The organism is Streptosporangium sp. NPDC002544 (assembly GCF_040295965.1).
Taxonomy (GTDB): Bacteria; Actinomycetota; Actinomycetes; order Streptosporangiales; family Streptosporangiaceae; genus Streptosporangium.
In genome coordinates this window covers 1-25,471 of sequence record NZ_JBEOWJ010000025.1, presented here as the reverse complement: position 1 = coordinate 25,471, position 25,471 = coordinate 1, and the positions used below count along the sequence as shown (strand labels likewise).

The window sequence follows — 25,471 nt, the reverse complement described above, 5'->3', positions numbered from 1 at the left end:
GGCGCCCTGGAAAACAATCAGCGGGTACGTCAGATGACACTGCCGGACGGACATGTGGTATTCCAGCTCAATCCCGCCGAGACCAGCCTGCAGTATCGCAGCATCGTGGGCGACAGAAGTTACTTCAGACACGACGTACGCCTTGAGCCGGGAATGACGGTGTTCGACGTGGGCGCTAACATAGGAATCGCGGCGCTGGCGTTTCACTGGGAATGTCCGGGCACTCGAATTCTTGCCTTCGAGCCTGCCCGGCCGCTTTACGACGCGCTGTGCGCGAATCTGGCCGCCCACGGCCTGAACGCCAAGGCGTTCGACTGCGCGCTCTCCCATACCCCGGGAACGGCGACTCTCACCGTCTATCCGGAGACCACCGCGATGTCCGGAATGTACACCGACGTCGACCACGATGCGGAGGTGACCAGGACTTTCCTGGCCAACAGCGGGTTCGCTCCCGAGGACGTGGCGGACATGGCCGAGGGCAGGCACGTCACGGAGAAGCAGGAGTGCCAGGTGCGGACGATCTCAGAGGTGATGGTCGCCGAGGGCGTACACCGTATAGGGCTGCTGAAAATCAACGTCGAGAAAGCCGAGTGCGATGTGCTGGATGGAATCGCCCCCGATGACTGGGACGCGGTCGACCAAATCGTCATGCAGGTCCATGACATCGACGGCAGGCTGGCGTCCGTACGCGGCGATCTCACCAGCCGTGGATTCCAGGTCGACATCGGCCAGGATCCCCTGCTGAGGAACACGGACATCTTCGATGTGTACGCACGGAGGAATTCCACATGACAGTGGACACGACGGTTGATCTGAACGGGCTGGATCTCGCCGATCCGGACATCTACACGGCACCCGACTCGGGCCTCGGCGTCCTGTATTACCTGCAGGAGCACCGGCCGATGTTCTGGAACAAGAGATCGGCGGGGCCGAGTTTCTGGGCGTTCACCAAATACGCCGACGGTGTGGCCGTCTATCTCGACAAGACGAATTTCACCTCCGAGCGGGGAATGCAGGTCGGGCAGACCGAGTCCGCCGCCCGCGCCGCCGCGGGCAAGATGCTCATCGTCACCGACGGCCGCCACAGCCGGTTGCGCGACGTGATGAACCCCGCGCTCACTCCCCGGGTGGTACGCCGCCTCGAAGGCGCGATGCGCGAGACGGTGGGCGGGATGCTGGAGGAGAACGCGCCCAGGGACTCCTTCGACTTCGTCGACACGGTGGCCGGCAGGCTACCGCTCTCGGTCATCTGCGAGCTGCTGGGCGTGCCCCGCGCCGACTGGGACCTGATGATCCAGTGGACGCGCACCGCGTTCGGCTCCGCCACCTCCGACGACGTCATCTCCGACGCGGAGAAGGCCGAGGCGAACGCCAACATCTTCGCGTACTACGCCGACCTGCTGGCCGAACGGCGCGGCGACCTCGGCGACGACGTGATCAGCGTGCTGATCCGCGGCCGGATCGACGGAGCGCCCCTCACCGACGAGGAGATCCTGCTCAACATCAACGGCCTCATCACCGGAGGCAACGAGACGACCAGGCACGCCTCGGCGGGAGCCGTCATCGCCCTGGTGGAGAACCCCGGCGAGTGGCGGCGGCTGCGCGAGGACCCCTCGCTCATCCCGACCGCCGTGGAGGAGGTGCTGCGCTGGACCGCCCCCAGCCTCAACGTCATGCGCACCGCGCTGCGCGACACGAGGATCGGAGAGCAGACCATCCGGGCCGGTGAGCGGGTCAGCGTGTGGCACCCGGCCGTCAACCGCGACGAGGACGCCTTCCCCGGCGCGCGCCGCTTCGATGTCGGCCGCACCCCCAACCGGCACCTCACGTTCGGCCTCGGCAGGCACCTGTGCATCGGTGCGGCGCTGGCCAGGTTCGAACTACGCGTGCTGCTGGAGGAGCTGACCCGCCGGGTGGCCCATATGGAACTCACCGGGCCGGTCAAGCGGCTGCGCTCGAACCTCATGTGGGGCGTCGACCGCGTCCCCGTCCATCTCGAACTCGACCACGCAGGGCACTGATTGGAGCACCTCATGCCGGACATGTCGCCGATCCAGGAGAGCGAGTGGAGGTCCTACCGGGCAAAACCCGCCGGTGACCACACCGACCAGGTCACCCTCGCCGCGCGGCTACACGGGTCTCTGGACGAGAAGGCCCTGACCGCCGCGCTGGAGGACGTGCTGGAGGCGCGCGAGGACCTACGGCCGGCACTGCCGGGTGGTCCCGATCCCGGCACCACGCCCGTCGCCGTTCCCCGGCCGGTGGAACTGGGCAGGCACGAACCGGGCCGCCGCGAGGAGTCGCTGGCGCGCTTGGTCTCCGAGCAGGCCAACCGCGGCCTCGACCTCGTAGCAGGGCCGCCGCTCCGGATCGCCCTGGCCCGGCTGACCGACGACGACCACGCGTTCGTCATGACGGCGCACCGGCTGGTGGCCGACGAGCGCGTCCTGGCCGGTCTCGCCGAGGAGATCTCCCGGGCCTACGAGAGCGCGGCCGGCTCCTCCGCCGCCGCTCGCGACGGCGTCCCTCGCGACGGGCACCCGTCCAACGGCGTCTCCGCAGGCGGCCACGGCCCCCTTGACACGTCCCCCGGCGGACGCGCCGCCGGCGACACCTCCCCCGCGGCCGGTTCGAACGGTCACGCCGCGTCCTCCCCGGAGGCCCGCGACGCCGCCGATCTCGCCTACTGGCGTGACCGGCTCGACGGCACGCCCCCCGTCCTCGACCTGCCCGCCGACCGCGGCCGTCCCGCCGTACCCGGCCTCACGGGCGCCCGGGTGACCTTCGGCGTCCCGCCGGAGACGGCCGCGCGGATCGAGGCCCTCGCACGCGAGTCCGGCACCGGCGACGGAACCGTCACCCAGGCCGCGCGGGCGATGGCGCTGTCGCGCTGGTCGGGACAGACCGAGGCGGCCACCCCCCGCACCGACACCCGGGCCGTCACCCTGGCCGCCTGGGCCGTCGCACTGTGCCGCTGGTCGGGACAGGACGAGGTCGTGGTCGGCGTACCCGTGCCCGGCGACGACCGCGCCCCGGTGTTCCCGATCCGGATCGGCTGCGAGGGCGACCCGTCGTTCACCACCGTCGTCGCCCGGGTGCGTGACGCGCTCGACGGGGCGGCCGCGCACGGCTCCTACCCGGCGCACCGGCTCGCCGAGGAACTGCGGCTGGACGCCTCCAGCGGCGTGCGGCCGCTCTACCAGGCGGAGTTCGACCAGGCGGCCCCGGCCTGGAGCGCGCTGCGACTGCCTGGCGTGCGGACCTCGGAGCTGGTGGCGGACCGCTTCCCGCTGGCCTCGGATCTGGCGCTGGTCCTGGTGCCCGGCTCGCTGGAGGGCGAGGTGCGCTACGCGCTCGACCTGTTCGATGCGCCCGGCGCCAGGACCAGGGCCGAGCAGTACGTCACGCTCCTGACCGACGCCGTGGGCGACCCCACCCGGCCCATCTCGCGCCTGTCCCTGCTGGACGCCGAGCAACTGCGGCTGGTGGTCGCCGAGTGGAACCGTACCGAGACCCCCTTCGACGAGGGGGCGAGCATCGGCGCGCTGTTCGAGGCGCGCGCCGCCGCCGCCCCCGACGCGCTCGCGGTGCTCTGCGGCGAGCGGCGGCTGACCTACCGTGAGCTGGACGAGCGCGCCAACCGGGTGGCCCACCGGCTGATCCGTGACGGGGTGCGGCCAGGCCAGGTCGTCGGTTCGATGACCGGCCGCTCGGCCGAGGCGCTCGTCGCCTTCCTCGGCACCGTCAAGTCCGGCGGCGTCTACCTGCCGCTGGACCCGGCGCTGCCGCCCGACCGGCTCGGCCACATCCTGGACGACAGCGGAACCGGGCTGGTCCTGACCGTGGCCGAGCACGCCGGCCGGGTGCGCGGCGGCCGGGTGCGCACGGTCGAGCTGGACACCGGGTGGAGCACGATCGAGGCGGAGGAGCCGGCCACCGGCCCCGGCGTGACGCCCGCGCCCGACGCCACCGCCTACCTCATCTACACCTCGGGATCGACCGGCCATCCCAAGGGGGTGGAGGTGCCGCACCGCGGCGTGAGCAACCTCGCCTCGGCCCTGTCGCGGGAGTTCTCCCTGACGCCCGACGACCGGGTGGCGCTCTTCGCCTCGCTCAGCTTCGACGCCTCGATCTGGGAGATCACGATGGCGCTGCCGAACGGGTCGGCGCTGTGCGTGCTGGACCCCTCGGCCATGACCCCGCAGGAGACGGCGAAGGTCATCAGCGACCAGGGCGTGACCGCGGCCACCTTCCCGCCGACGTTCCTCAGCACGCTCAGGGGCGACGAGCTGGGCACGGTCAGGTTGATGGTGGTCGCGGGCGAGCAGTGCCCGGCCGGGCTGGTGCGGACCTGGGGGCCGGGCCGCAGGTTCGTCAACGCCTACGGGCCGACGGAGACGACCGTGTGCGCCACGATGGGCGCGTGCGACCCCGCCGCGGCGTACGCCCCGCCGATCGGCCGGCCGCTGGCCAACTTCAGGACCTACGTGATGGACCGCCGGCTCAACCCGCTCCCGGCCGGTGTGCCCGGGGAGCTGTACGTCGGCGGCGCCGGTCTGGCCCACGGTTACCGGGGCAGGCCCGGCATGACCGCGCGGTCGTTCATGCCCGACCCGTACGGCCCTCCGGGGGCGCGGCTCTACCGCACCGGTGACCTGGTCCGCTACCTTCCCGACGGCCGGCTGCAGTACGTGGGCCGGGTCGACGCTCAGGTGAAGATCCGCGGTTTCCGGGTGGAGCCGGCCGAGATCGAGGCGGCGATCACCCGTTACCCGGGCGTCCGCGAGGCGGCGGTCGTCGCGCGCGACGACCGGCTGGTGGCCTACGTCGTGCTCGACGACGCCTCCAGGATCATCGCCGACCGCAGCGGCCTGACCGGCGAGCTGCACCGGTTCCTGCAGGGCTCGCTGCCCGCGTACATGCTGCCCGCCTCCTACCTGACGCTGGACGCGATGCCGCTGACCTCCTCTGGCAAGGTGGACCGCCAGGCACTGCCGGAGCCCGGCCAGGGCGGCATGGACGGGGACGACTTCGACGCGCCGCGGACGCCGACGGAGCAGACGATCGCGGTGATCTGGGCCGAGGTGCTGAAGCTCAGGCGAGTCGCCCGGGAGGACGACTTCCTGGAGATCGGCGGTCACTCCCTGGTGGCCGCGCAGGTGATCACCCGGGTACGGGAGACGTTCACCGTGAACGTGCCGATCAGGGTGCTGTTCGAGAACCCGGTGCTTGCCGACTTCGCCGAGGCGGTGGACGGCGCGTCGGCCAAGGCCGGGGTCTGAGCCCGCGGGCATCCCGCCGGGCGGGATGCCCGCGCGTGACGAGGGCCGTGAGGATGATCCTCACGGCCCTCGTCACGCGCGGGCCCTCCGCGGCCCGGCCGGGCGGCTCAGCGGCGGCCCGGCAGCGCGGCGACCTCGGACTCCGGCCGCCAGGTGGGCAGATACTCCCGCAGCCGCAGCACCATGCCCTGGCAGTAGGAGGCGTTGTGCTCCAGGCTGCGCTCGGGCATGAACGGCAGCTTCCGCCCGCGCGGGTGGTCGAGCACCAGCCGGGTGAGGTGCTCCTGGCCGGCCTCCAGGCCGGTCACGTCAAGGTCGATGAGGAGGGCGGCCAGGTCGGCGGGCATGTCGACGACCGAGGCCGTCCTGCCGTGCGGCTCGACGCGCAGCTCGGTGAAGTCGTAGCCCGGCGGCTTGGGCCTGGCCAGGTAGATGTAGGGCCTGGCCAGCAGGTCGAGCTCGAACGCGGCCCGCGCCCCGGCGTCCCGCCACCAGGACTGACCGCGGGCGAAGTCGACGAGCAGCCCGTCGAACTCCTCGCGGTGCGAGTGCAGGACGAGATGCGCGACCATCCCGAAATTATGGAAGTCGTAGTTCCAGAGTTTCTGCACGGAATCGCGGAAGAAACCGGCGACCTCGGTGTCGGTACGGCTCTCGAAATACGTCGCGGCGTCGGTGAAGAAATCCTCCAGCCGCCTTATTCCGGACCTCTCCAGATAATTGGCGAGATAATACAGGCCACGTAGGTTGTAGAGCGAGTGGACGGCGTAGTGGAACCAGGTGCCGCGCTCGTACTCCGTGCGGCTTACCCAGTTGGTGCCGACCACCACGTCGGCTTCCGTGACATCACTGGGAACGCGTTCCACCTGCACTCCGAGAAGCTCCCGTTTGGCGTATATCGAGGTGTTGTGCAGCAGGAGTTGCGGATAGACGATGAGCGTGTCGGCACGGAGCCGGCACAGTTCCGCGATTCCCTCCTTGTATGACTCCAGGGTCTCTCCGGGAAGCGGCCAGATCAGCTCGATGTAGGAGCTGATGCGCTTCTCCCTGAGTGTTCTCTGCAACTCGGTGTAGGTCGCGGGCTTGATGTTCGAGCGGTCGACCAACTCCAGGGTCCTGGAGCTCATCGACTGCAGGGAGATGGGCTGGCTGGTCAGCAGTCCTCCCTGCACGAGGATCTCGGTGATCTCGGCCATCCGGTCGGGCTTGTTCTTGGCCGCGGCCATCGAGACCATCACCGGGTAGCCGTTCTCCTCGCTGCACTCCACCAGGTGGCGGGTCAGTGCCACGTCGCGCGGGGCCATGCCCCAGTTGGCGTCCGCGATGAAGATCGACACGAAGTCGTGCTTGCTGATCCAGGTGATGTCGTCGCGGACCCGCTGGTCCTCGAACTTGTGGACCTTGTCGTTGGTCGCCGCGCCCCAGAAGCAGAAACCGCAGCTGAACGGGCATCCGCGATTGGTCTCCAGGATGGCGGTGGTGTATTTGCCCTCCTCGAAGACGCCGGAGGTGAAGGGCGAGGGCACCTCCATCAGGTCGCGCACCCGCTCGGCGGCCTCGGTGGTGACGAGTTCCCCCGACCGCCAGAAGCTGATCCCGTCGACGGCCGAGAAGTCGGGGTCGTCGCCGATCACCTGGCGCAGGTACTGCAGCATCGTCTTCTCGCCCTCGCCGTTGCAGACGACGACGTTCTCCTGTTCGGGGGCGACGTACTCCTCGGCGTGCAGCATGACCTGGGGACCGCCGAGGATGAACCGGGCCGCCGGGAGCCGCTCGTGCAGCGCGGCCAGCACCGCGCGCGCGAATCCGATGTTCCAGATGTAGCAACTGATGGCGTAGACGTCGCTGCGCTTTTCCAGGAGTTCTGCGATCACCTCCTTTCTGTCCGCGGACACCGGGGCGGAGAAGATCTCGAAATCACATCGCGGCCCCACCTCCGGATCATGCTGTGCGTAAGCCTGCATGTAACCGGAGGCAAGGGGCAGGATGGCCTCGAATGCAGACAGCTCGACGAATGTGACTTTGGTGTTCATAACGCTCGTCCCTGCGTAGTCCGAGTAATCGCTGAAGCCGGTCGGATGGAATCCGCTCATGCTTTCACAGGGGGACGGGACGGACAACGCGCGCCAATTGCGGACACCACTCGCGTGTTACGGTTCCGGAAACCTCGATAACCACGGAGGAGAAACCGTATGCCGACTCACGACTACGAGACCGGCCTCGGGACGCTCTCACTCGACGACCGGATCTCGGAGCATCTCGAAAAGACCTTTCAGGACCCCTGGGAAATCCGCAGATTCTCCCATGATTTCCGCAGGAACGGCTACGTCAAACTGCGGAATGTGGTCTCCGAGGAGGTCAAGGATCTCGTCTCGGACGAGGTGGAGCGCCTGCTCGATCTGCACGCGCGCCGGATCGACATCAACCTCAAGGAGACCAGCAACTCCCCGCGCAAGATGAGCACGGTCAGCCAGCAGTCCATCGCCGGCGACAGCTCCCTGATCCCGGAGCTCTACGACTCCCCCGCCCTCAAGGGCTTCCTGGGCCGGCTGGCGAACGAACCCGTCGTCAACTGCCCCTGGGACGAGGAGAAGTACGTCATCATCCGCCAGGAGAAGCAGGGCGACACCCACGGCTGGCACTGGGGCGACTTCAGCTTCACCCTCATCTGGATCCTGGAGGCGCCGAGCAGCGAGTACGGCGGCATGCTCCAGTGCGTTCCGCACACCAACTGGGTGAAGGAGGACCCCCGGGTCCACGACCACCTCATCCGCTACCCGATCAGCACCTACGCCCACCAGAGCGGCGACATCTACTTCCTGCGCTCCGACACGACGCTGCACCGCACGGTCCCGCTGTCGGAGGACCGCACCCGGATCATCCTCAACACCTGCTGGGGCAGCGAGTCCGACGCGAAGAAGGAGCAGTCACACGAGACCATGGAGGCGATGTTCAGCTGAGCTCCGGGACGGTCCGGGCTCGCCGGCCACACCCACCGGCGCTCGGGCTCCGAGGAGTCCGGGAGGAGGGGAACGGCCCGGTCCACGACCGGGCCGTCCCGACGCCGGGCTCAGCTCCGCCTGGATGGAGAGGGCACCGGTGACGGCGTCTCCGGTACGACCTGCGCCCGGGGCCGGCCCGGCAGGAGCGGGACGGCGGCCAGGATGACCGCGATCACGGTGACGGTGAACCAGAAGACGCGATGGAAGCCGGCTGTCGCGTCGTCGGCGGTCTGCAGGATGAGCGTGACGACGGCGACCCCGATCGCGGCGCCGAGCTGGTTGAGCATGTAGAGCACCGAGCTGCCCTGCGCCACCATCGGGGCGGGCAGTGTGCGATACAGCGATCCCATCGTGGGGGCGCTGAAGAAGCCCATGCCCAGGCCGATGGTGAGGGCGCCCAGCACGGGCCATACCTCGGGGGTTTCCGCTCCGATCCGGGTGAAGGCCAGCGCGCTGAGGGCGGCCACGAGCGCGCCGCCGCCTGCCAGCCCGCGAGCGCCGAGCCGGTCCGACAGCCGTCCGGCCAGCGGCATGGCGATGGAGCCGCCGAGGCCCACGGGCGCCATCAGCAGCCCGGCGGCGAGCACGCCGTACCCGTGCGCCTGCTGGTAGTACAGCGGCAGCGCGAAGAAGACGGCGAAGTTCGCGAGGCCGCCCAGGCCCATGATGGTGACGCTCGCGGTGAAACCGCGGCCGGCGAACAGTCGCAGGTCGATCAGGGGCGGCGTGCGCCGGGTGCGGAACGCGTGGATCGTGTAGCCGATCAGCAGCGCGGCGCCGGCGGCCAGCGGGCTGAGCGCCTGCCAGGCGGTGAACGTGCCCTGCTCGGCCGTCTGCGACAGGGCCAGGATGAGCGCCGCGAAGCCCGGACCGATCAGGGCCAGGCCGATGACGTCGAGCCGGACCCGCGGCTGCCGCTCGGCCGGCGGGTCGGTGGGCAGCACGCGCAGGGCGAGCAGCAGGGCGATGACGCCGACGGGCACGCTGAGCAGGAACATCCATCGCCACTGCAGTCCCTGGAGGATGGCGCCACCCAGGATCGGCCCGAGGACCGGGCCGAGGGAGAGGACCACGCCCATCAGGCCCATCACGCGTCCCGCGCGATGCGGACCTGCGGCCCGGGCCAGCAGGACCAGCACGAGCGGGTCGAGGAGGCCGGCGCCGAGGCCCTGGACGACGCGGAAGACGATCAGGCTGCCGACGTCCCAGGCCAGCCCGGAGGTGAGCGATCCGGCCAGGAACAGCAGGAGGCCGATCAGCCAGAGCCGCCTGCCGCCGAACCGGTCGACGGCCCAGGTGGCGAAGGGGATGGTGGCCGTGACGGCCAGCAGGAAGCCGGTGGAGGCCCAGCCGATCGTGCTCAGCGAGGTGTCGAAGGCGGTGGCCAGGGTGTCGGTGGCGACGGCGGCCATCGTGCTGTTGAGGATGCCCAGCAGCCCGCCGAGCAAAATCACGCCGATCAGCCGCAGCAGTGCCGGATCCAGCCGGTCGTCTCGCGGTTCTGTCATGGGTTCTCTCCGCTTCGATCACAACGAACTAGACCAGTGCGACCAAATTAAGAGACCCGTGAGTCTTAGTCAATCTAGTCCAAAAAACCAGACTGGTTAGTCCAATCGGGTGGTTCGGGAAGTATGATGCGGCCTATGAGCGGAATCTCGGCCGAACAGAGCCCCTCCGTCAGCCCCTCCGTCGCGCGCGGACGCATCGACAAGCGGCAGGCGATCCTGGATGCCGCGTTCACGGTGTTCGCCCGCCAGGGGTACGCCCAGGCCGGGGTGGACATGATCGCCGCCGAGGCGGGCGTCGCCAAGGCCACCGTGTACAACCACTTCGGCGACAAGGAGACCCTGCTACGCCAGGCGATCACCGCTCAGGCCGACAGGGCTCTGGCCAGGAACCTGGCCGTACTGGAGCGGCTCACCGAGCACGGCGAGCCGCGCGCCATGCTGGAGGAGGTCGGCCACAGCCTGCTCCAGTGCTACTGCGACGATCGTTCCTGGGCACTGCGGCGGCTGCTCTCGGCGGAGCTCAACCAGTTCCCCGACCTGCTCGATATCGTCCAGGGGCGCGCGGCCGAGCGCGTCGCCCAGGCCCTGACCGACCGGCTGGCCCGGCTCACGCTCGCCGGTCGCCTGCACGCGATCGACCCGGCACAGGCGGCCGAACAGTTCAACGCCCTGCTCACCGGCCCGATGGAGGCCCGGTCCCGGCTGGGAACCCGCCAGGTCGGCGACGCCGAACTGCGGGCCGTGGCCCGCGCCGCCGTCCACACGTTCCTGCGGGCCTTCGGCCCCGACGCCCGTTAGGCCCCTGCCCCGCGGACCCTGCCGTGGCGAGGATCGGTCAGCCGGGCTGTGCCACCAGGGCCCCGCACGCCCTGCGGATCATGGAAGTGCTCGTACGCCGGCCCTGTTCACGGCCGCCTCGATGCCGTCCAGGAGGACGGCGAGACCGGCCGCGAAGGTCTCCTTCGCCTCCTGTTCCAGGTAGGGCACGCTCTCGTCCTCGGACTGGTAGGCCCCCTCGCTGTCGAGCCAGGTCAGCGTCGGGAACCGCTCGGCGAAGTCCGGCGCGACCTCCTCCAGCAGGGCCGAGCGGGCGTACCACCACTCCTCGTCGGACATCCCGGTCGCCGCCGGGGCCTGGCGCGACTCCGCGACCGTCTGCGCCGCCGCGCGCACGAAGTGGAACAGCACCCCGACGAGACGCCGCAGCGCCCCGGCCGTAAGGCCCGTCTCACGGAGGATGCGCAGCGCCGTCTCCAGCATGACGTACTCGTTGGGGCCCAGCACCGGGCGCGCCTGCGAGACCTGCAGCACCCACGGGTGGCGCAGGTAGAACGCCCAGGCCTCCTCGGCCCAGGAGGTCACGGCCGCCCGCCAGCCCGCCCCCAGCTCATAGGAGGTGGGCAACTCGGCCAGGGCCCGGTCGTACATCAGGTCGACCAGCTCGCTCTTACTGGGCACGTAGGTGTAGAGGGCCATGGCGGTGCGGCCGAGCCGTTCACCCACCGCGCGCATGGAGAGCGCGGCCATTCCCTCGGAGTCGGCGACGGCGATGGCCGTATCCACGATCACATCCACGCTCAGACCGGGCTTGGGGCCGGGGCGCCCCTCTTCCGACCTCGGGGTATGCCACAGCAGTGCCATCGAACGGCGCGCGTCGCCCTGTCCGGCGAAGACGACCAACTTGCCACTCCTTACGGCATAAACTAACTTTACCGGGCTATCTCTTTACACCCTAAGGATATCAAGGGAGAAGGTCAGTGTTCCCCTCCAGCCCCACCCCCACCGACGACCACGACACGCGGCACGGCCGGGCCGCCGCGGACAGCCACGACGTGATCGAGGTCCGCGGCGCCAGGGAGAACAACCTGGCCGACGTCTCGCTGGACATTCCCAAGCGCCGGCTCACCGTCTTCACCGGGGTATCCGGCTCCGGAAAGTCCTCCCTCGTCTTCGGCACCATCGCCGCGGAGTCGCAGCGGCTGATCAACGAGACCTACACGGCCTTCGTCCAGTCGTTCATGCCGAGCCTCGGCCGGCCCGACGTCGACGCCCTGCGCAACCTGAGCGCGGCGATCGTCGTCGACCAGGAGCGGATGGGTGCCAACTCCCGCTCCACGGTCGGCACGGCGACCGACGCGCAGACGATGCTGCGGATCGTCTTCAGCCGGATCGGCACCCCGCACGTCGGCACCTCGACCGCGTTCAGCTTCAACAGCGCCGAGGGCATGTGCCCGAAGTGCGAGGGACTCGGCCGGGTGTCGGACGTCGACGTCTCCCAGTTGGTCGACGTCGACCTCTCGCTCAACGAGGGAGCGATCACCGCCCCGAACTTCAATGTGGACTCGTGGTACTGGCAGTCGATAGCCCACTCCGGATTCTTCGACCGCGACGTCAAGCTGAAGGACTACACCCCGGCCCAGTGGGAGGACTTCCTGCACAAACCCGCCACCAAGATCAAGATCGGCACCATGAACACCACCTACGAGGGGCTCCTGGTCAAGGTGCGGCGGCTCTACCTCGCCAAGGACCGCGAGTCCATGCAGCCGCACATCCGGGCGTTCGTGGACCGGGCCGTGACGTTCACCAGCTGCCAGGCGTGCGGCGGCACCAGGCTCAACCCCGCCGCACTGGGCTCGAAGATCAACGGCCGCAACATCGCCGACTGCGCCGCCATGCAGATCAGCGACCTGGCCGACTTCGTCCGGGACATCGAGGACGAGTCGGTACGGCCGCTGATCGCCACCCTGCGCAACACCCTGGACTCGCTGGTCGAGATCGGTCTGGGCTATCTGAGCCTGGACCGCGAATCCGGCACCCTGTCCGGAGGCGAGGCCCAGCGGGTGAAGATGGTCCGGCATCTCGGCTCCAGCCTGACCGACGTCACCTACGTCTTCGACGAGCCCACGGTCGGCCTGCACCCGCACGACATCGAGCGGATGAACGGCCTGCTGCTCCGGCTGCGCGACAAGGGCAACACGGTTCTGGTGGTCGAGCACAAGCCGGAGACGATCGAGATCGCCGACCACGTGGTCGACCTCGGTCCCGGGGCCGGTTCGTCCGGCGGGCGGATCTGCTTCACCGGCGACGTGGCCGGGCTGCGCGCGTCGGACTCCCTGACCGGCCGCCACCTGGACCACCGGGCCCGCCTGCGTGAGAAGGTACGGCAGCCCAGCGGGCAGCTGTCCATCACCGGCGCCCGCCTGCACAACCTGAAGGACGTGAGCGTCGACATCCCGCTGGGCGTGCTGACCGTGGTCACCGGCGTCGCCGGCTCGGGCAAGAGCTCGCTGATCCACGGCTCGCTCCCCCGCCGGGACGACGTCGCGGTGGTCGACCAGGCCCCGATCCGGGGGTCGCGCCGCAGCAACCCGGCCACCTACAGCGGGCTGCTCGATGCGATCCGTACCGCCTTCGCCAAGGCCAACGGGGTCAAGGCCGCCCTGTTCAGCGCGAACTCCGAGGGGGCCTGCCAGAACTGCAAGGGCATCGGCCTGGTCTACACCGACCTGGCGATGATGGCCGGGGTGGCGTCGGTGTGCGAGCAGTGCGAGGGGAAGCGGTTCACCCCCGAGGTGCTCACCCACAAGCTGCGCGGCAAGGACATCAGCGAGGTGCTGGCCATGTCGGTGGCCGAGGCCCGCGACTTCTTCGCCTCCGGCCCGGCCCGCGCCGTCCTGGACCGGCTCGCCGACGTGGGCCTGGGCTACCTCAGCCTGGGCCAGCCGCTCACCACCCTGTCCGGCGGCGAGCGGCAGCGGCTCAAGCTGGCCATCCGGATGGCGGAGAAGGCCACCACGTACGTGCTGGACGAGCCGACCACCGGCCTGCACCTGGCGGACGTGGACCAGCTCCTGGCCCTGCTGGACCGGCTGGTCGACGACGGCAACACGGTCATCGTCATCGAGCATCACCAGGCGGTGATGGCCCACGCCGACTGGATCATCGACCTCGGCCCGGGTGCCGGCCACGACGGCGGCCGGGTGGTCTTCACCGGTACTCCCGCGGACCTGGTCTCCACGGGGGACTCGCTCACCGCCCGGCACCTGCGTACCTACCTGGGAAAAGACGGTGCGTAGCGGCTGAACCACACCGTCCACCTCGAGGTACGTACCGCGTGCCGCCGGGTGTGGATGCTCGGCCGCCTCGGCGAAGGTGAGCACGGGGGTGACGCACGCTTCGGTCATCAGTGGTCACGGTGTCGTTCTCCGCACGTTGGTCGGCTCCTTCGGGGCGGCCGTCAGGCTGGTCATGACCAGGTCGGCGAGCTGGCGGTACGCTTCGGCGGCGTCGAGCCCGGTGGTCGCCTGGATCGTTCCGCGCTGGATCGCGCCCATGACCTGGGCCGCGGCGGCCCCCACGAACGACGCGTGAACCGGACGCAGCGCTCCGGCCTTCACGCCCTCGGTCACGAGGGCCTGGACCCGCCGAGCCGCGTACTGAGTGTTCTCCTGGTACACGTCGTTGGCCGGACCGAAGTCGGCCACATCCGCGAAGAACCTGGCCGAGGCCGGCTGAAGTTCCGAGGCGACGGCCTCCAGGTAGATCGCCAGCCGCCTCGCCGGATCATCGAAGGTCGCGACCCGGGCCTCGATATGTTCCGCCGCGGTCTTGAAGAACGAGCGCACGGCCGCGACAACGATCTGCTCCTTGCTTGGCGCCACGGCGTACAAGGTGGTTCTCGAACACCGCAACCGTTCCGCCAGATCTCCGATGTTGAACGAAGAGAATCCCTCGGTCAGGAACAGCTCTCGGAGCTGAACCAGCATCTCCTCGCGGCGCGCGCGGGCCTTCCCTGGAAGTGGCATGACGCCGACCCTATGACAGAGTACCAAACCTGATACTGTAGTACTCATTCTGGTTCCCGGAGGATTGTCCATGCCCGCATCACGTGTCATGCCCACCGGCGAGAGTGCCGACCTGATCAACCTCGTCCGGGACCTCGCCGGCAAGGAACTCGCACCCCGGGCCGCCCGGGCCGAGGCCGACGAGGAGTTCCCGCGCGAGGTCTTCAGGACCCTCGGCGCGGTCGGCCTCCTCGGTCTCCCCTACCCCGAGGAGTACGGCGGCGGAGGCCAGCCGTACGAGGTGTACCTGCAGGTCCTTGAGGAGATCGCGGCGATCTGGTCGAGCATCGGTGTCGGCGCCAGCGTGCACACCCTGGCGTGCTTCGGGCTCGTCGCCTTCGGCACGGAAGAGCAGCGGCGGGCCTGGCTGCCCGAGATGCTCGGCGGCGACCTCCTCGGCGCGTACTGCCTGAGCGAGTCGCACGCGGGCTCTGATCCCGCCGCCATGCGGACCCGCGCCGTCCGGGACGGGGACGACTACGTGCTCGACGGCGCGAAGGCATGGACGACCCACGGTGGGCATGCCGACTTCTACCAGGTGATGGCGCGGACCTCCGACGATCGCAAGGGCATCTCCTGCTTCCTGGTCCCGGCCGACGCGGAAGGCCTGAGCGCGGACCCGCCCGAGCGCAAGATGGGCCTGACCGGATCCGCGACCGCCACCATGCGGCTGGACCACGTCCGTGTTCCCGCCTCGCGCAGGATCGGCGAGGAGGGCGATGGCCTCAAGATCGCACTGGCCGGCCTCGACTCCGGCCGGCTGGGAATCGCGGCGGTCGCCACCGGCCTGGCCCAAGGGGCACTCGACCAGGCCGTGGAGTACGCGAAGGAGCGGGAGACCTTCGGAAAACCGATCATCGAGCACCAGGGCCTCGCGTTCCTGCTCGCCGACATGGAGGCGGCCGTCCAGAGTTCCCGCGCGATGACGCTGCACGCCGCGCGTCTGAAGGATCAGGGGCGCCCGTTCAGCCGGGAGGCGTCCATCGCCAAGATGGTCGCCACCGACAACGCCATGAAGGTGACGACCGACGCCGTGCAGGTCCTCGGCGGCTACGGCTACACCCGGGACTTCCCGGTCGAGCGCTACATGCGCGAGGCGAAGGTCATGCAGATCTTCGAGGGGACCAACCAGATCCAGCGCCTGGTCATCGGCCGTGCACTCGCCGGGAACACCGGTGGAACGATCACCACCTCCAGCAAGGAGCAGGACTGATGGAAGTACGCCCGGCCCGCGTCGGCGATCACCCATCACGACTGTCTCAACGGTGAAGTGATCCGTATGGACCGCGCCCTCCGGATGATGCCTCGCTAACGACCGGCCCCATCTGAAGGAGCGACCGTGAACAGCGACGCGATCATCGTCGAAGCAGTTCGCGCGTTGAAGCGATCCATGCCGCCACCAACCGCCGGCCCAGCGCCCGCGCCGTGCGCGATGAGGAACTCAAGGCCCACATCGGCCGAGTCCATCGGGACAACCACGGTGTCCACGGGATCCGGAAGATCTGGCGGCAGTCGCATCGCGAGCACATCATGGTGGCCCGCTACTTGTGGCCGTCTTCGCCGGTGCTCAGCCCGGAGCGGTGGGCGATGACGGCCAGTGCCGTGCGGTCCCGGGCATCGAGCTTGGTCAGGATCCGGCTGACATAGGTGCGTACGGTCGCCGGGCTGATGAAGAGCGCCGCGGCGATCTCGGCGTTGGTGTCTCCGTGACCGACCCGAGTGAGGACGGTCAGTTCTCGCTCGGTCAGGGCGGCCAGTCGCGGGTCTGGTTCTGGCGGTTTCGGAGCTCGGGCGAGGTGTTCCATGACCCGCCGGGCGATCGTGGGCGAGAGGAGGTTTCCGCCCGCCGCGGCCGTGTGCACCGCCTTCCGGAGGTCGTCGGACGGCGTGTCCTTGAGGAGGTAGCCGGCCGCGCCGAGAGTGACGGCCTCGATGATGTCGTCGTCCTCGTCGAACGTGGTGAGGATCAGGACCCGCGAGCCCGCCAGCGAATCGTCGGCGCGGATCGCGGCGCTCGCCTCGAGCCCGTCCATGCCGGGCATCCGGATGTCCATCAGCACGATGTCGGGGTGCAGCTCCCGGACGCGGGAGAGCGCGGCGCGGCCGTCGGACGCCTCGCCGACAACGGTGATCTCCGGATCGTTCTCAAGGAGTGTGCGCAGGCCCGCACGTACGAGCTCCTGGTCGTCGACGACGATCACGCTGATCATGACGGTGGCTCCAGCGGGAGGACGGCGCGGACGGTGAATCCCGCGGTTCCGGGTCCGGCTGTCAGGGTGCCGCCAAGCGCCTCGGCTCGCTCGCGCATCCCGGCGATCCCGTGCCCGTGCCCGGTACCGCCGCCCGGGTCCGCACCGTCATCGGTCACCGACACGTGAAGCAGGGTTCCGTCGTCGTACACGGTGACACGGGCGTGGGTACCGCGCGAGTGCCTGACGATGTTGGTGACCGCCTCCTGAACGATTCGGAACGCCGCGGCGTCGACCGTCGCGGGCAACTGAGCGGTCACGCGCATGTCGATGTCGATGCTGGTTCCCGCGGCCGCGGCCGTTTCACGAAGTGTGTCGATGCTCGACAGCGAGACGACCGATCTCGGGTTCTCAGTCGGCGCACGGAGCAGGGCGACGGTTCTGCGCAGCTCGCTCATCGTGCGCGTGGCGGTGGACCTGATCAGGTCGAGAGCCGCGCGGGTCTGCGTCTCGTCGTGACCGAGCGACTCGCGGGCGACATCGGCGTGCAGGGAGATGACGGAGGTCGTGTGACCGATCGAGTCGTGCAGATCCCGCGCGATGGCCAGGCGTTCGGCGTGAACGCGCGCGTCCGCTTCCTGCTGATACCGCTGAGCGGTGAGCTCGGCGATCCGCCTCGCTCCCGCCTGTGCGGTCCGTCTCGATCTCAGGCCGTCTCCCAGGGCGATCGCCGCGGCCATGAGCAGGATGTGTCCGGCCAGTTCATAGCCGACGACGAACGAGAAATCCTGGCCCTCGACCAAGCGGAAGAACAGCGAGACCGCGACCACGACGGTAGCGGTGACAACGGCATGGACGAGCCGGCCGAACTCGGCCGCCGAGAACAACGCCGCGGCGACCGGGACGGCGACCCCGACAGCCGGATAGCCGGCGGCGTAGTAGGCGAACAGTCCCAGCGCGCTGACGGCGAGCACGATCACCGGGTAACGCCGGCGGGCCGGCATCAGCGCGCCAAGACCTACCGCCCACAGGTACGCGATCGCGTCCGGACCGTGCCGTCCTCCCTGGTCGGCGGAGATCACGACCGACACGGTGAGGCTGACGCCCGCACCGATCAGGGCGTCGACGGCCCAGGATGGGAGTCTCCTTCGTGCCCGCTCGTCGACCATGGATCCACCCTAGGGTGCCCCTCGGCGACTCCGCGGCCCGCGTGAAGCGACACCGGGGGTCGCCTCTGGACGTACCGGCATCGAGATCGGATACGGATGTGCCGCGCCCATGGCGCTCCCTAGCGTGCAGCCATGACCCATCAGCACACCCCACCACCTCGGCCGCCCGCCCCGAGACGCCCGGTTCTCGGGCTGCCCATGATCGTGGTAGTCGGGCTCGCTCTTCTCGCGGCGCCCCGGGTCGTGCTTCACGACCTGGACGTCATCCACGAGGGCACCTTCGTGAACGCCCTGTTCGTCTTCGTACCACCGATGATCTGGATCGGGGTCGCCCTCTGGAAACGAGTGCCCAGCCCCTTCCTCACCCTGCTCGTCGTGGGCCTGTTCTATGGCGTCCTCCTTGCCGCGGGACACCAGTTGCTCTGGGACGCCGGCTTCGGCGGCAACCCGCCCGCACTCGGCGGGAACCTGAGCGATCTCACCCCGGCGACGCAGTCCGTCATCCTGCGACTGTTCGCCGCGATCAGCAGTCTCTTCACCGGCGTCATCGTCGGAGCGATCACCGGCCTGATCGCCTGGGGACTCAGCAGAGTCATTCCTTCAACTTCCAGGGCGTCCTGAGTACCTGCTTCTCCGTGTTCGGGCAGCGGCGCGGGTTTCGCGAGCATCTGGCCGGGCTGCTGCTACCGCGTGAGCGCGACAAGACGCCGACCTGCCTGGCCGGGGCCGAGCCCGTGTGCTGGGCATTGAGAGGTTCCTTGCCTGGCTGTTCGGCTAGCACCGTCTCCCCGTCCGGTATTAATGCAAGGGCAGCCACCTCTCGCCTTCCTCGGCCTCTCCACCGCGCTGACCTGCTACAAGAAACCCGCCAAGCTCACCACGTGAGGCATCGTCCAGGGAAGTGGCTCGGGCCTGGTGGGCGGTGCGCCAGCCGGAGGGGATGCGGTAAGGGCCCATCCACGGTTCGAGGGGGACGCCCCAGCTATTCAGCGCGAAGGAGACCTTGTGGTACTCGCCGATCAGGGTGACGAGTTCGATCAGTTCACATTCGCCGTAGGTTTCCGACAGGGTCTCCCAGGTGTGGTCGGAAACCACTGACTCGGTGTGCAGTTCGTCCACAGCGGTCAGCACCGCCCGCTCGTGCCGGGTCCATGGTCCAAGGGAGATGTCCCGGGAAATCAGGTCGATCTCCTCTCGGGTGAGGCCGACGCCGAGGGCGACAAGGTAGTGGTGATTCCACTGGTAGATCGCCGAACACGCCCACGCGCCGCGCAAGATCGCCAATTCGCGGTGGCGTGGCGGTAGGACGCCGTCGATCACGCCACGGGCGAGGGGCACGCTCTCCTTGTACAGCTTGGTGTGCCGTACAAAGGTGGTGAGAATGTTCGGGATGTTCACACGGTGCAGCTCGAAGATCGAGTTCTCCCCTTCGATGAGGCCCAACGCGTCCAGTGTTTCCTGGTCACGCTCACCGGGGGCAACGGGTGCGATCCGCGGCCGCCGGCGGATGCCCTCGGCGATCTCGGCGGCGGTGGTCAGGACGCCGGTGACCGTGCGGTCGGTGCTGTCGCCCAGGGACTTGTAGACGGTGGCCAAGGTGATCGCCAGGTTCTCCCGGCACTCCCACTGGTCCCAGCGGCCGAGCGGCAGTTCGGCGGCGGCCTCCTCGACCGGCATTCCCTTGCGGTAGCGCACCTCCGCCTCGCTGTGCAGGTGCTCGAGATAGTCCCGCAGATCGATGATCCCGGTGATGTCGGTGACCGGCCCGTACCCGGGAACCACTACAGTCGGCCGTAGCGCCGCGAGCTGGACGCAAGCCGCACGCCACAGCTCGATCGAGCCCGACCACGACGCGGGATGCACACCGTTGACGACAGCGGCACCTGTGATCAGCACCGCCTCGTCAGGAAGCCACACGATCGTGTCAGCGGTGCTGTAGGCGCGCCCGATGTCCTGAACCTCGACAAGTGTGTGGCCGAGTTTGAGGTCGGCCGCACCGCTGAAGGTTTGATCAGGTGTTAATCGCCGAGCCGCGATTCCGTGTGTGCGCTGGGATCTCCCGAGATAGACATCGAGTGGAGAACCCCGCTCCACCTCGACGGCGTCGAGCAGAGGGCACCTGGCGAGTGCCGTCGCCGTCTCCACCGAGGTGAGTGTCGTGGCGTAGTCCGGGATGTGCTGCCCGGAGTCGGTGTCGGTGAGCACCACCACCTTCGCCGCGCCATCACCGTAACTGAGCAGCTGTCTCGTGGCGTCCGCGCTGTCGAGAGTGCCGACGAGCATACCCCCGCTCATGTCACCCCGCACGTACGTCGCGTTGCGAGTGGTTCCGTCATAGGCGATCCACACGGACTCGCTCAGGTGCTCGTAGTACATGTCCACCTACCTCTCACTGCCTTTTGTTCAACACCATGCGTTCGAGCCAGTCCGCCACTCGGCCACCGGTCTCCGCAATGTGCTGCTCGAGCATCGACAGATGGTCGCCGGGGCCGTCGATGACGTCGGTCATCCCGGGCAGCGTCGATCGCCAAGCATCGTCGTGTACGGTGCCCAGCGGCGCAGACGCGCGCACCAGCAGCGAAGGCACTCGCGTCGGCCGAGGGCGCCACGACGACAACAGGTCCAAATACCAAGCGGTGGCCGACAAGCGGATCCAGTCGAGCCCGTCGACCACCGATTCCCGGGCATGCAACGCCGGCCACAGCCTGGGCCGCAACACCTCAGTGGCTTTCGAGTCGAGCAAGTGGGTATCCAGCAGGACAACCGCGTCGACGGCAAGGCCGCGATCGTCAAGCCAGGCGGCGACCTCGTGGGCGAGCAACCCGCCCGAAGATGTTCCAAGCAGGACAAGCGGACCCGCCACGGTGCGGTCCACGACCGCGGCCGCCAGTTGCTCGATCAACACGGTCCGGGAGCTGGGCAACAGCTCGCCGTCGGTGAACCCGCCAGGCGTGACCACGCTGACATCCCACTGGCCGCCAAGAGCGGTGGCCAGACCATGGTAGACATGCTCGCCGGTGGTGGGAACGATGGGCGCGACACAGACCAGCTGACGCCCGGTTCCACTGTCCCTCAACGGTGTCAGACGGAGGGCCGGCGGCTCGGCCGACTTCTCCCGCACTTCGGCCACCCCGCGCAGCAATGCGTCCGCCTGGTCCAGCAAACCAGCGTCGACCGACTGCCGGTGCAGGTGCGCGATGACGTCCGGCGGGCTCTGTGACGCGCTTGGCGCAGTGTCCACCGCGACCCCGCGGACGAACAGCTCGGCCGCCGAAAGCACCACCCTGTCCATGCCACCCTCGTCGCGGCGCAAGGTCCCGGCCACCACCGCGGTGACCCCCGCCGCGTCCACCGCCTGCTCGATCCCCAACGTCAGCAGCGGATGCGGGCCGACCTCGACGAACGCCCGATACCGCTCCGCCAGCAACCGCTCGATGGCCGGCGCGAACTCCACCGTCCGCCGCACGTTCTCATACCAGTAGCCGGCATCCAGCTCCGTGCCCTCCAGCCACCGCCCGGTCGCGGTCGACAGCATCGGCACCCGCGCCGCACGCGGCGCCACCCCCGCCAGATCCGATAGCAGATCGTCACGGAACCGCTCGACCTGCGGCGAATGCGCGGCGAAGTCCGCACCGGCCAACTGCCAGCGCATCACCCCCTCGGCCGACAACCGCCGCTCCAGCACCCGCATGGCCTCCCCGTCACCGGCCACCGTCACCACCCGGGGCCCGTTGACCGCGGCGATCGAGATCCGATCCAGCAGATCATCCTCGGCCAGCGCCGCGCGCACCTGCTCCACCGGCGCCATCACCGACAGCATCACCCCATGCCCGGACAACCGCTCACCGATCAACCGGCTGCGCAACGCCACCACCCGGGCACCGTCCTGCACCGACAGACCACCGGCCACCACCGCCGCCGCGATCTCCCCCTGCGAATGCCCCACCACCGCATCCGGACGAACCCCCAACGACTCCCACACCGCCGCCAGCGACACCATCACCGCGAACGACACCGGCTGCACCACATCCACCCGATCCAGCCCCGGAGCACCCTCCACACCCCGCACCACATCCAGCAACGACCACCCCGACCAGTCCACGAACGGCTCCAACGCCGCCGCACACTCCGCCATCCGGCGGGCGAACACCGCCGACTCCTCCAGCAGCCGCGCACCCATGCCCACCCACTGCGCCCCCTGACCTGGAAACACCCACACCATCCGGCCATCCACGTCGGCCACACCCCGCACCACACCCGCCGCCGAGTCGCCGGAAGCGACCGCGGCCAACCCCGCCAGCAACTCCTCACGATCCCCGCCGACCACCACCGCCCGATGCTCGAACGCCGACCGCGACGTGGCCAGGGAGAACGCCACATCGGCCGGCCCCAACTCGTTACCCTCCTCCACATACACCGCCAGACGGCCCGCCCACGCCCGCAACGCCTCACCCGACCTGCCCGAGATCACGCACGGCATCACGCCCGGCACCGGCGCCGCGTCCTCCACACCCGGCTCGGCCTGCGGCCCCTGGTCGAGCTCGTCCAGATAGCGGGCGAGAGCCGCAGAGGTCGGGTGCCGGAACACCGCGCTCGCTTCGATCTTCTTGCCGGTGCGGGCGCGCAGCCTGGCACGCAGGTCAATCAAGGTCAACGAGTCCAGGCCGAGGCGGGTGAACTCACTGTCCGGCGCCACCGCTTGCATACCAGGCAGGCCCAGGGCCCTGGCCACCTCGGTCCGGACGAGATCCAACGCCGACAGCGGCTCGGTCTGGGCATCGGCTTCGATGGGGCTGGGGGGCATGGTGTGGTGGACCACCCGCGGCCAGAACCGCTGCCGTTGGAAGGCATATGTGGGCACGGCGCACCGCCCGCCCGGAATCACGGCTGCCCAGTCCACCGCGACGCCGCGCACATGGAGTCCTGCCAGCGCGTTGACCAAGCCGGACAGTGAACCGCAGGTCCCCGGTTCGACAACGACGTCGTCCTGTCCGAACGGCCGGACCCGGTATTCGGCGACACGAGGGTCCTGGGCCTTGGCGATGACCAGTTCGTAGGCGTCATCCAGCGACAACGCCCCGGCCACATACGCGGCGGCGACCTCGCCACCCGAATGGCCGCGGACTTCCGCCCTCACCCCCCAGGACTCCAGCAACCTGAACAACGCCACCTCGAACGCGAAACCACTTTCCTCCCCGAACCGGCTGCCGATCTCGGCCAGCGCTGCCGCGAACACCGGGAACTGAGCCGGCTCACGGCCCATCGCCGTACACGCGGTCGCGCCGGCGAACACGATCGTCGGTACCACCGGCTTCTCAACCACACCGCGGACAACCAACTCATGGTCTTCGCCTCTCGCGAGAGCGGCGAGGGCGTCAAGGTTGCCGTCCAGCACCGCCGCACGGTACTCGAAGTGCGTGCGAGACACCGCAAGCGGTCGAGCCACACGCGAGTCAGGGTCGGCCGCCAGGAGGCGTTCCGCCTGTGCGCCAAGGGCATCGGCGGTGCGGCCGGACAGCAACCAGGGCAGCTTCCCTCGGCTGGACGGATTCCCGGACTGTTCGCCTTCTTCAAGAATGACGTGTGCGTTGGTCCCGCTGATTCCGAAGGCGGACACCGCACCGCGTCGTGGACGCCCGTTGGTCGCCCACGGCACCGCATCGGTCGCCAGCCTGACCGAACCGGCCGACCAGTCCACCCGAGACGAAGGCTCGTCCACATGTAGCGTCCGCGGAAGAATCCCGTGCCGCATGGCGAGGATCAGCTTCACTATGCCTGCCACACCCGCGGCCGCTTGGGTGTGCCCCAGGTTCGACTTCACCGAACCGAGCCACAACGGCCGGTCCCGATCCTGACCGTAGGTCGACAGCAAGGCGTCGGCCTCAATCGGGTCTCCCAGCCTGGTTCCGGTGCCGTGTGCCTCTACAACGTCCACATCGGACACGGACAGGCCGCTGGAGGCCAACGCCTGGCGAATGACACGTTGCTGCGCGACGCCGTTCGGTGCGGTGAGCCCGTTCGAGGCGCCATCCTGGTTGATGGCACTGCCCCGGAGCACTGCCAACACCTCATGGCCCTTCGCCCGTGCGTCCGACAGCCGCTCGACCACAAGCATGCCCACGCCTTCAGCCCACCCTGTCCCGTCGGCCGCGTCAGCGAAAGCCTTGCAACGCCCGTCGCCGGACAGCACTCCTTGCCGGGTCAACTCGACGAACAATTCTGGCGTCGTCATCACTGTGACGCCGCTGACCAGGGCGAGCGAACACTCCCCGGACCGGAGTGACCGAGCGGCCAGATGCAGGGCGACCAGTGCCGAGGAGCACGCGGTGTCCACTGTGAGCGCCGGACCGGTGAAGCCATACGTGTAAGCAAGCCGTCCAGACGCCACGCTCGCCGCGCTGCCAATGCCGGCGTAGCCACCGAAGTCACCTTCAGACTGGGCCAGCAGCGTCGGGTAGTCCTGGCCGTTGGTGCCAATGAACACGCCCACGTCACTACCGCGCAGGGTCGCGGGCACGATGCCGGCTTGTTCCAGTGCCTCCCACGAAGTCTCCAACAGCAGTCGCTGCTGGGGGTCCATCGCCAGGGCCTCACGGTGGTTAATCCTGAAGAACCCCGGATCGAAGTCAGCGACTCCGGCGAGGAACCCGCCGGATGTAGTGGCACTGCGGCTCACCAAGGTCGTCAGATCCCAGCCGCGGTCCTCAGGGAAAGAGGAGAGCACCTCACCCCCATCGGCCAGCAACTGCCACAGTTGCTCAGGAGTGTCGATCCCACCTGGAAAACGGCACGCCATACCGACAATGGCGACCGGGTCGTCGTGGTCGGCTCTCGCCTGAGGCCGGCTGATGTCCGGAGCGGCACCGTGGATCCGCGACCAGAGATGGTTGATCAGCTCATCAGCCGTCGGATGGTCGAACACCACGGTCGCGGGTAGCGGCAGCCCGATGTGTTTCGCCAGGCCGTTGCGCAGCTCCACAGTAGTGAGCGAGTCGAAGCCCAGGTCCTTGAAGGCGCGGTCACCACCGATGTTCACACCGTCCGCGTGGCCGAGGACAGCCGCGATCTGGTGGTGTACCAACTCAGCCAAGGCGTCCTTGCTGTGCAGGCGCCGGCGTTCACCCGCGTCTTCGCCGCCACCGGCGACCGCACGAGCCACCCGCCTCGCCGGTGCCAGCCCTCGCAGCAACGCCGGCACCTCACCGCCACGGCCCCGCAACACCTCCACATCCACCCGCAGCGGCACCGTCATCGCCGCATCCGCCCGCACGCTCACATCGAACAGCCGCAACCCCTCGGCGGCGGGCAGTGCCGGCAGCCCCAGCCGGGCCAGCCGGTCCCGATCGGCATCGGACAACCCGGCACTCATCCCGGTGGCCACATCCCACAACCCGTACGCCAGCGACGTCGCCACCAACCCTCGCGACCGCCGATAGGCCGCCAGCGCGTCCAAGAACACGTTGGCCGCCGCGTAGTT

The 25,471-nt window shown here is 69.0% G+C and carries 16 protein-coding genes; 8 read left to right on the top strand and 8 right to left on the bottom strand.

What is annotated here, in order from left to right; all coding sequences use genetic code 11:
• Positions 1–33: 33 nt before the first annotated feature.
• The 3 genes from ABT061_RS31825 to ABT061_RS31815 are packed head-to-tail and all read left to right on the top strand — an operon-like array spanning position 34 to position 5,282.
• Positions 34–792 carry an FkbM family methyltransferase gene (locus tag ABT061_RS31825; RefSeq protein ID WP_350924930.1) on the top strand — a complete coding sequence of 253 codons (759 nt, stop codon included), beginning with the start codon at positions 34–36 and terminating at the stop codon, positions 790–792.
• The gene (locus ABT061_RS31820; protein ID WP_350924928.1) at positions 789–2,021 is read left to right on the top strand and encodes a cytochrome P450; all 1,233 of its coding nucleotides are present in this window, start codon (positions 789–791) and stop codon (positions 2,019–2,021) included. The genes ABT061_RS31825 and ABT061_RS31820 overlap by 4 nt, the downstream gene beginning before the upstream one ends.
• A 12-nt stretch (positions 2,022–2,033) precedes the next feature.
• Entirely contained in the window at positions 2,034–5,282 is a 3,249-nt protein-coding gene (locus ABT061_RS31815; protein WP_350924926.1) for a non-ribosomal peptide synthetase, read from the top strand.
• A gap of 107 nt (positions 5,283–5,389) precedes the next feature.
• Here the strand turns inward: ABT061_RS31815 and ABT061_RS31810 are convergent, their stop codons facing one another.
• Positions 5,390–7,315: a B12-binding domain-containing radical SAM protein gene (locus ABT061_RS31810; RefSeq protein WP_350924924.1), complete on the bottom strand. Its 1,926-nt coding sequence runs from the start codon at positions 7,313–7,315 to the stop codon at positions 5,390–5,392.
• Between the two features lie 159 nt (positions 7,316–7,474).
• Between ABT061_RS31810 and ABT061_RS31805 the strand changes: the two genes are divergently transcribed.
• Positions 7,475–8,242, top strand: a complete 768-nt coding sequence (locus ABT061_RS31805; protein ID WP_350924922.1) for a HalD/BesD family halogenase — start codon at positions 7,475–7,477, stop codon at positions 8,240–8,242.
• 110 nt (positions 8,243–8,352) lie between these two features.
• Here the strand turns inward: ABT061_RS31805 and ABT061_RS31800 are convergent, their stop codons facing one another.
• On the bottom strand, positions 8,353–9,792 hold the full coding sequence (locus tag ABT061_RS31800; protein WP_350924920.1) for a DHA2 family efflux MFS transporter permease subunit: 1,440 nt from the start codon (positions 9,790–9,792) through the stop codon (positions 8,353–8,355).
• Between the two features lie 135 nt (positions 9,793–9,927).
• On the opposite strand from ABT061_RS31800, the gene ABT061_RS31795 reads away from it, so the two are divergent.
• Positions 9,928–10,590 (top strand): TetR/AcrR family transcriptional regulator, encoded by a 663-nt coding sequence (locus ABT061_RS31795; RefSeq protein WP_350924918.1) that lies wholly within the window; start codon positions 9,928–9,930, stop codon positions 10,588–10,590.
• A gap of 78 nt (positions 10,591–10,668) precedes the next feature.
• On the opposite strand, the gene ABT061_RS31790 is transcribed toward ABT061_RS31795, so the two are convergent.
• On the bottom strand, positions 10,669–11,472 hold the full coding sequence (locus ABT061_RS31790) for a TetR/AcrR family transcriptional regulator (protein ID WP_350924916.1): 804 nt from the start codon (positions 11,470–11,472) through the stop codon (positions 10,669–10,671).
• 77 nt (positions 11,473–11,549) lie between these two features.
• Here ABT061_RS31790 and ABT061_RS31785 point away from each other — a divergent pair, with 77 nt between their 5' ends.
• Positions 11,550–13,868 (top strand): ATP-binding cassette domain-containing protein, encoded by a 2,319-nt coding sequence (locus ABT061_RS31785; protein ID WP_350924914.1) that lies wholly within the window; start codon positions 11,550–11,552, stop codon positions 13,866–13,868.
• Positions 13,869–13,982: 114 nt separating this feature from the next.
• On the opposite strand, the gene ABT061_RS31780 is transcribed toward ABT061_RS31785, so the two are convergent.
• Complete coding sequence (locus ABT061_RS31780) at positions 13,983–14,597, bottom strand: TetR/AcrR family transcriptional regulator (RefSeq protein WP_350924912.1); 615 nt, start codon at positions 14,595–14,597, stop codon at positions 13,983–13,985.
• 70 nt (positions 14,598–14,667) lie between these two features.
• Here ABT061_RS31780 and ABT061_RS31775 point away from each other — a divergent pair, with 70 nt between their 5' ends.
• Entirely contained in the window at positions 14,668–15,849 is a 1,182-nt protein-coding gene (locus ABT061_RS31775) for an acyl-CoA dehydrogenase family protein (RefSeq protein ID WP_350924910.1), read from the top strand.
• Between the two features lie 328 nt (positions 15,850–16,177).
• Here ABT061_RS31775 and ABT061_RS31770 read toward each other — a convergent pair whose 3' ends face one another.
• Both ABT061_RS31770 and ABT061_RS31765 read right to left on the bottom strand, forming a co-directional pair.
• Positions 16,178–16,846 (bottom strand): response regulator, encoded by a 669-nt coding sequence (locus ABT061_RS31770; RefSeq protein ID WP_350924908.1) that lies wholly within the window; start codon positions 16,844–16,846, stop codon positions 16,178–16,180.
• The gene (locus tag ABT061_RS31765; protein ID WP_350924906.1) at positions 16,843–17,994 is read right to left on the bottom strand and encodes a sensor histidine kinase; all 1,152 of its coding nucleotides are present in this window, start codon (positions 17,992–17,994) and stop codon (positions 16,843–16,845) included. Before ABT061_RS31765 ends, ABT061_RS31770 begins: the two co-directional genes overlap by 4 nt.
• Positions 17,995–18,126: 132 nt before the next feature.
• Here ABT061_RS31765 and ABT061_RS31760 point away from each other — a divergent pair, with 132 nt between their 5' ends.
• A complete protein-coding gene (locus tag ABT061_RS31760) occupies positions 18,127–18,615 on the top strand; it encodes a hypothetical protein (RefSeq protein WP_350924904.1) in 489 nt (162 codons plus the stop codon).
• 177 nt (positions 18,616–18,792) lie between these two features.
• On the opposite strand, the gene ABT061_RS31755 is transcribed toward ABT061_RS31760, so the two are convergent.
• Complete coding sequence (locus ABT061_RS31755) at positions 18,793–20,370, bottom strand: carboxymuconolactone decarboxylase family protein (RefSeq protein ID WP_350925177.1); 1,578 nt, start codon at positions 20,368–20,370, stop codon at positions 18,793–18,795.
• 13 nt (positions 20,371–20,383) lie between these two features.
• Positions 20,384–25,471, bottom strand: a 5,088-nt coding sequence (locus tag ABT061_RS31750; protein ID WP_350924902.1) for an acyltransferase domain-containing protein, incomplete at its 5' end; no start/stop codon positions are given.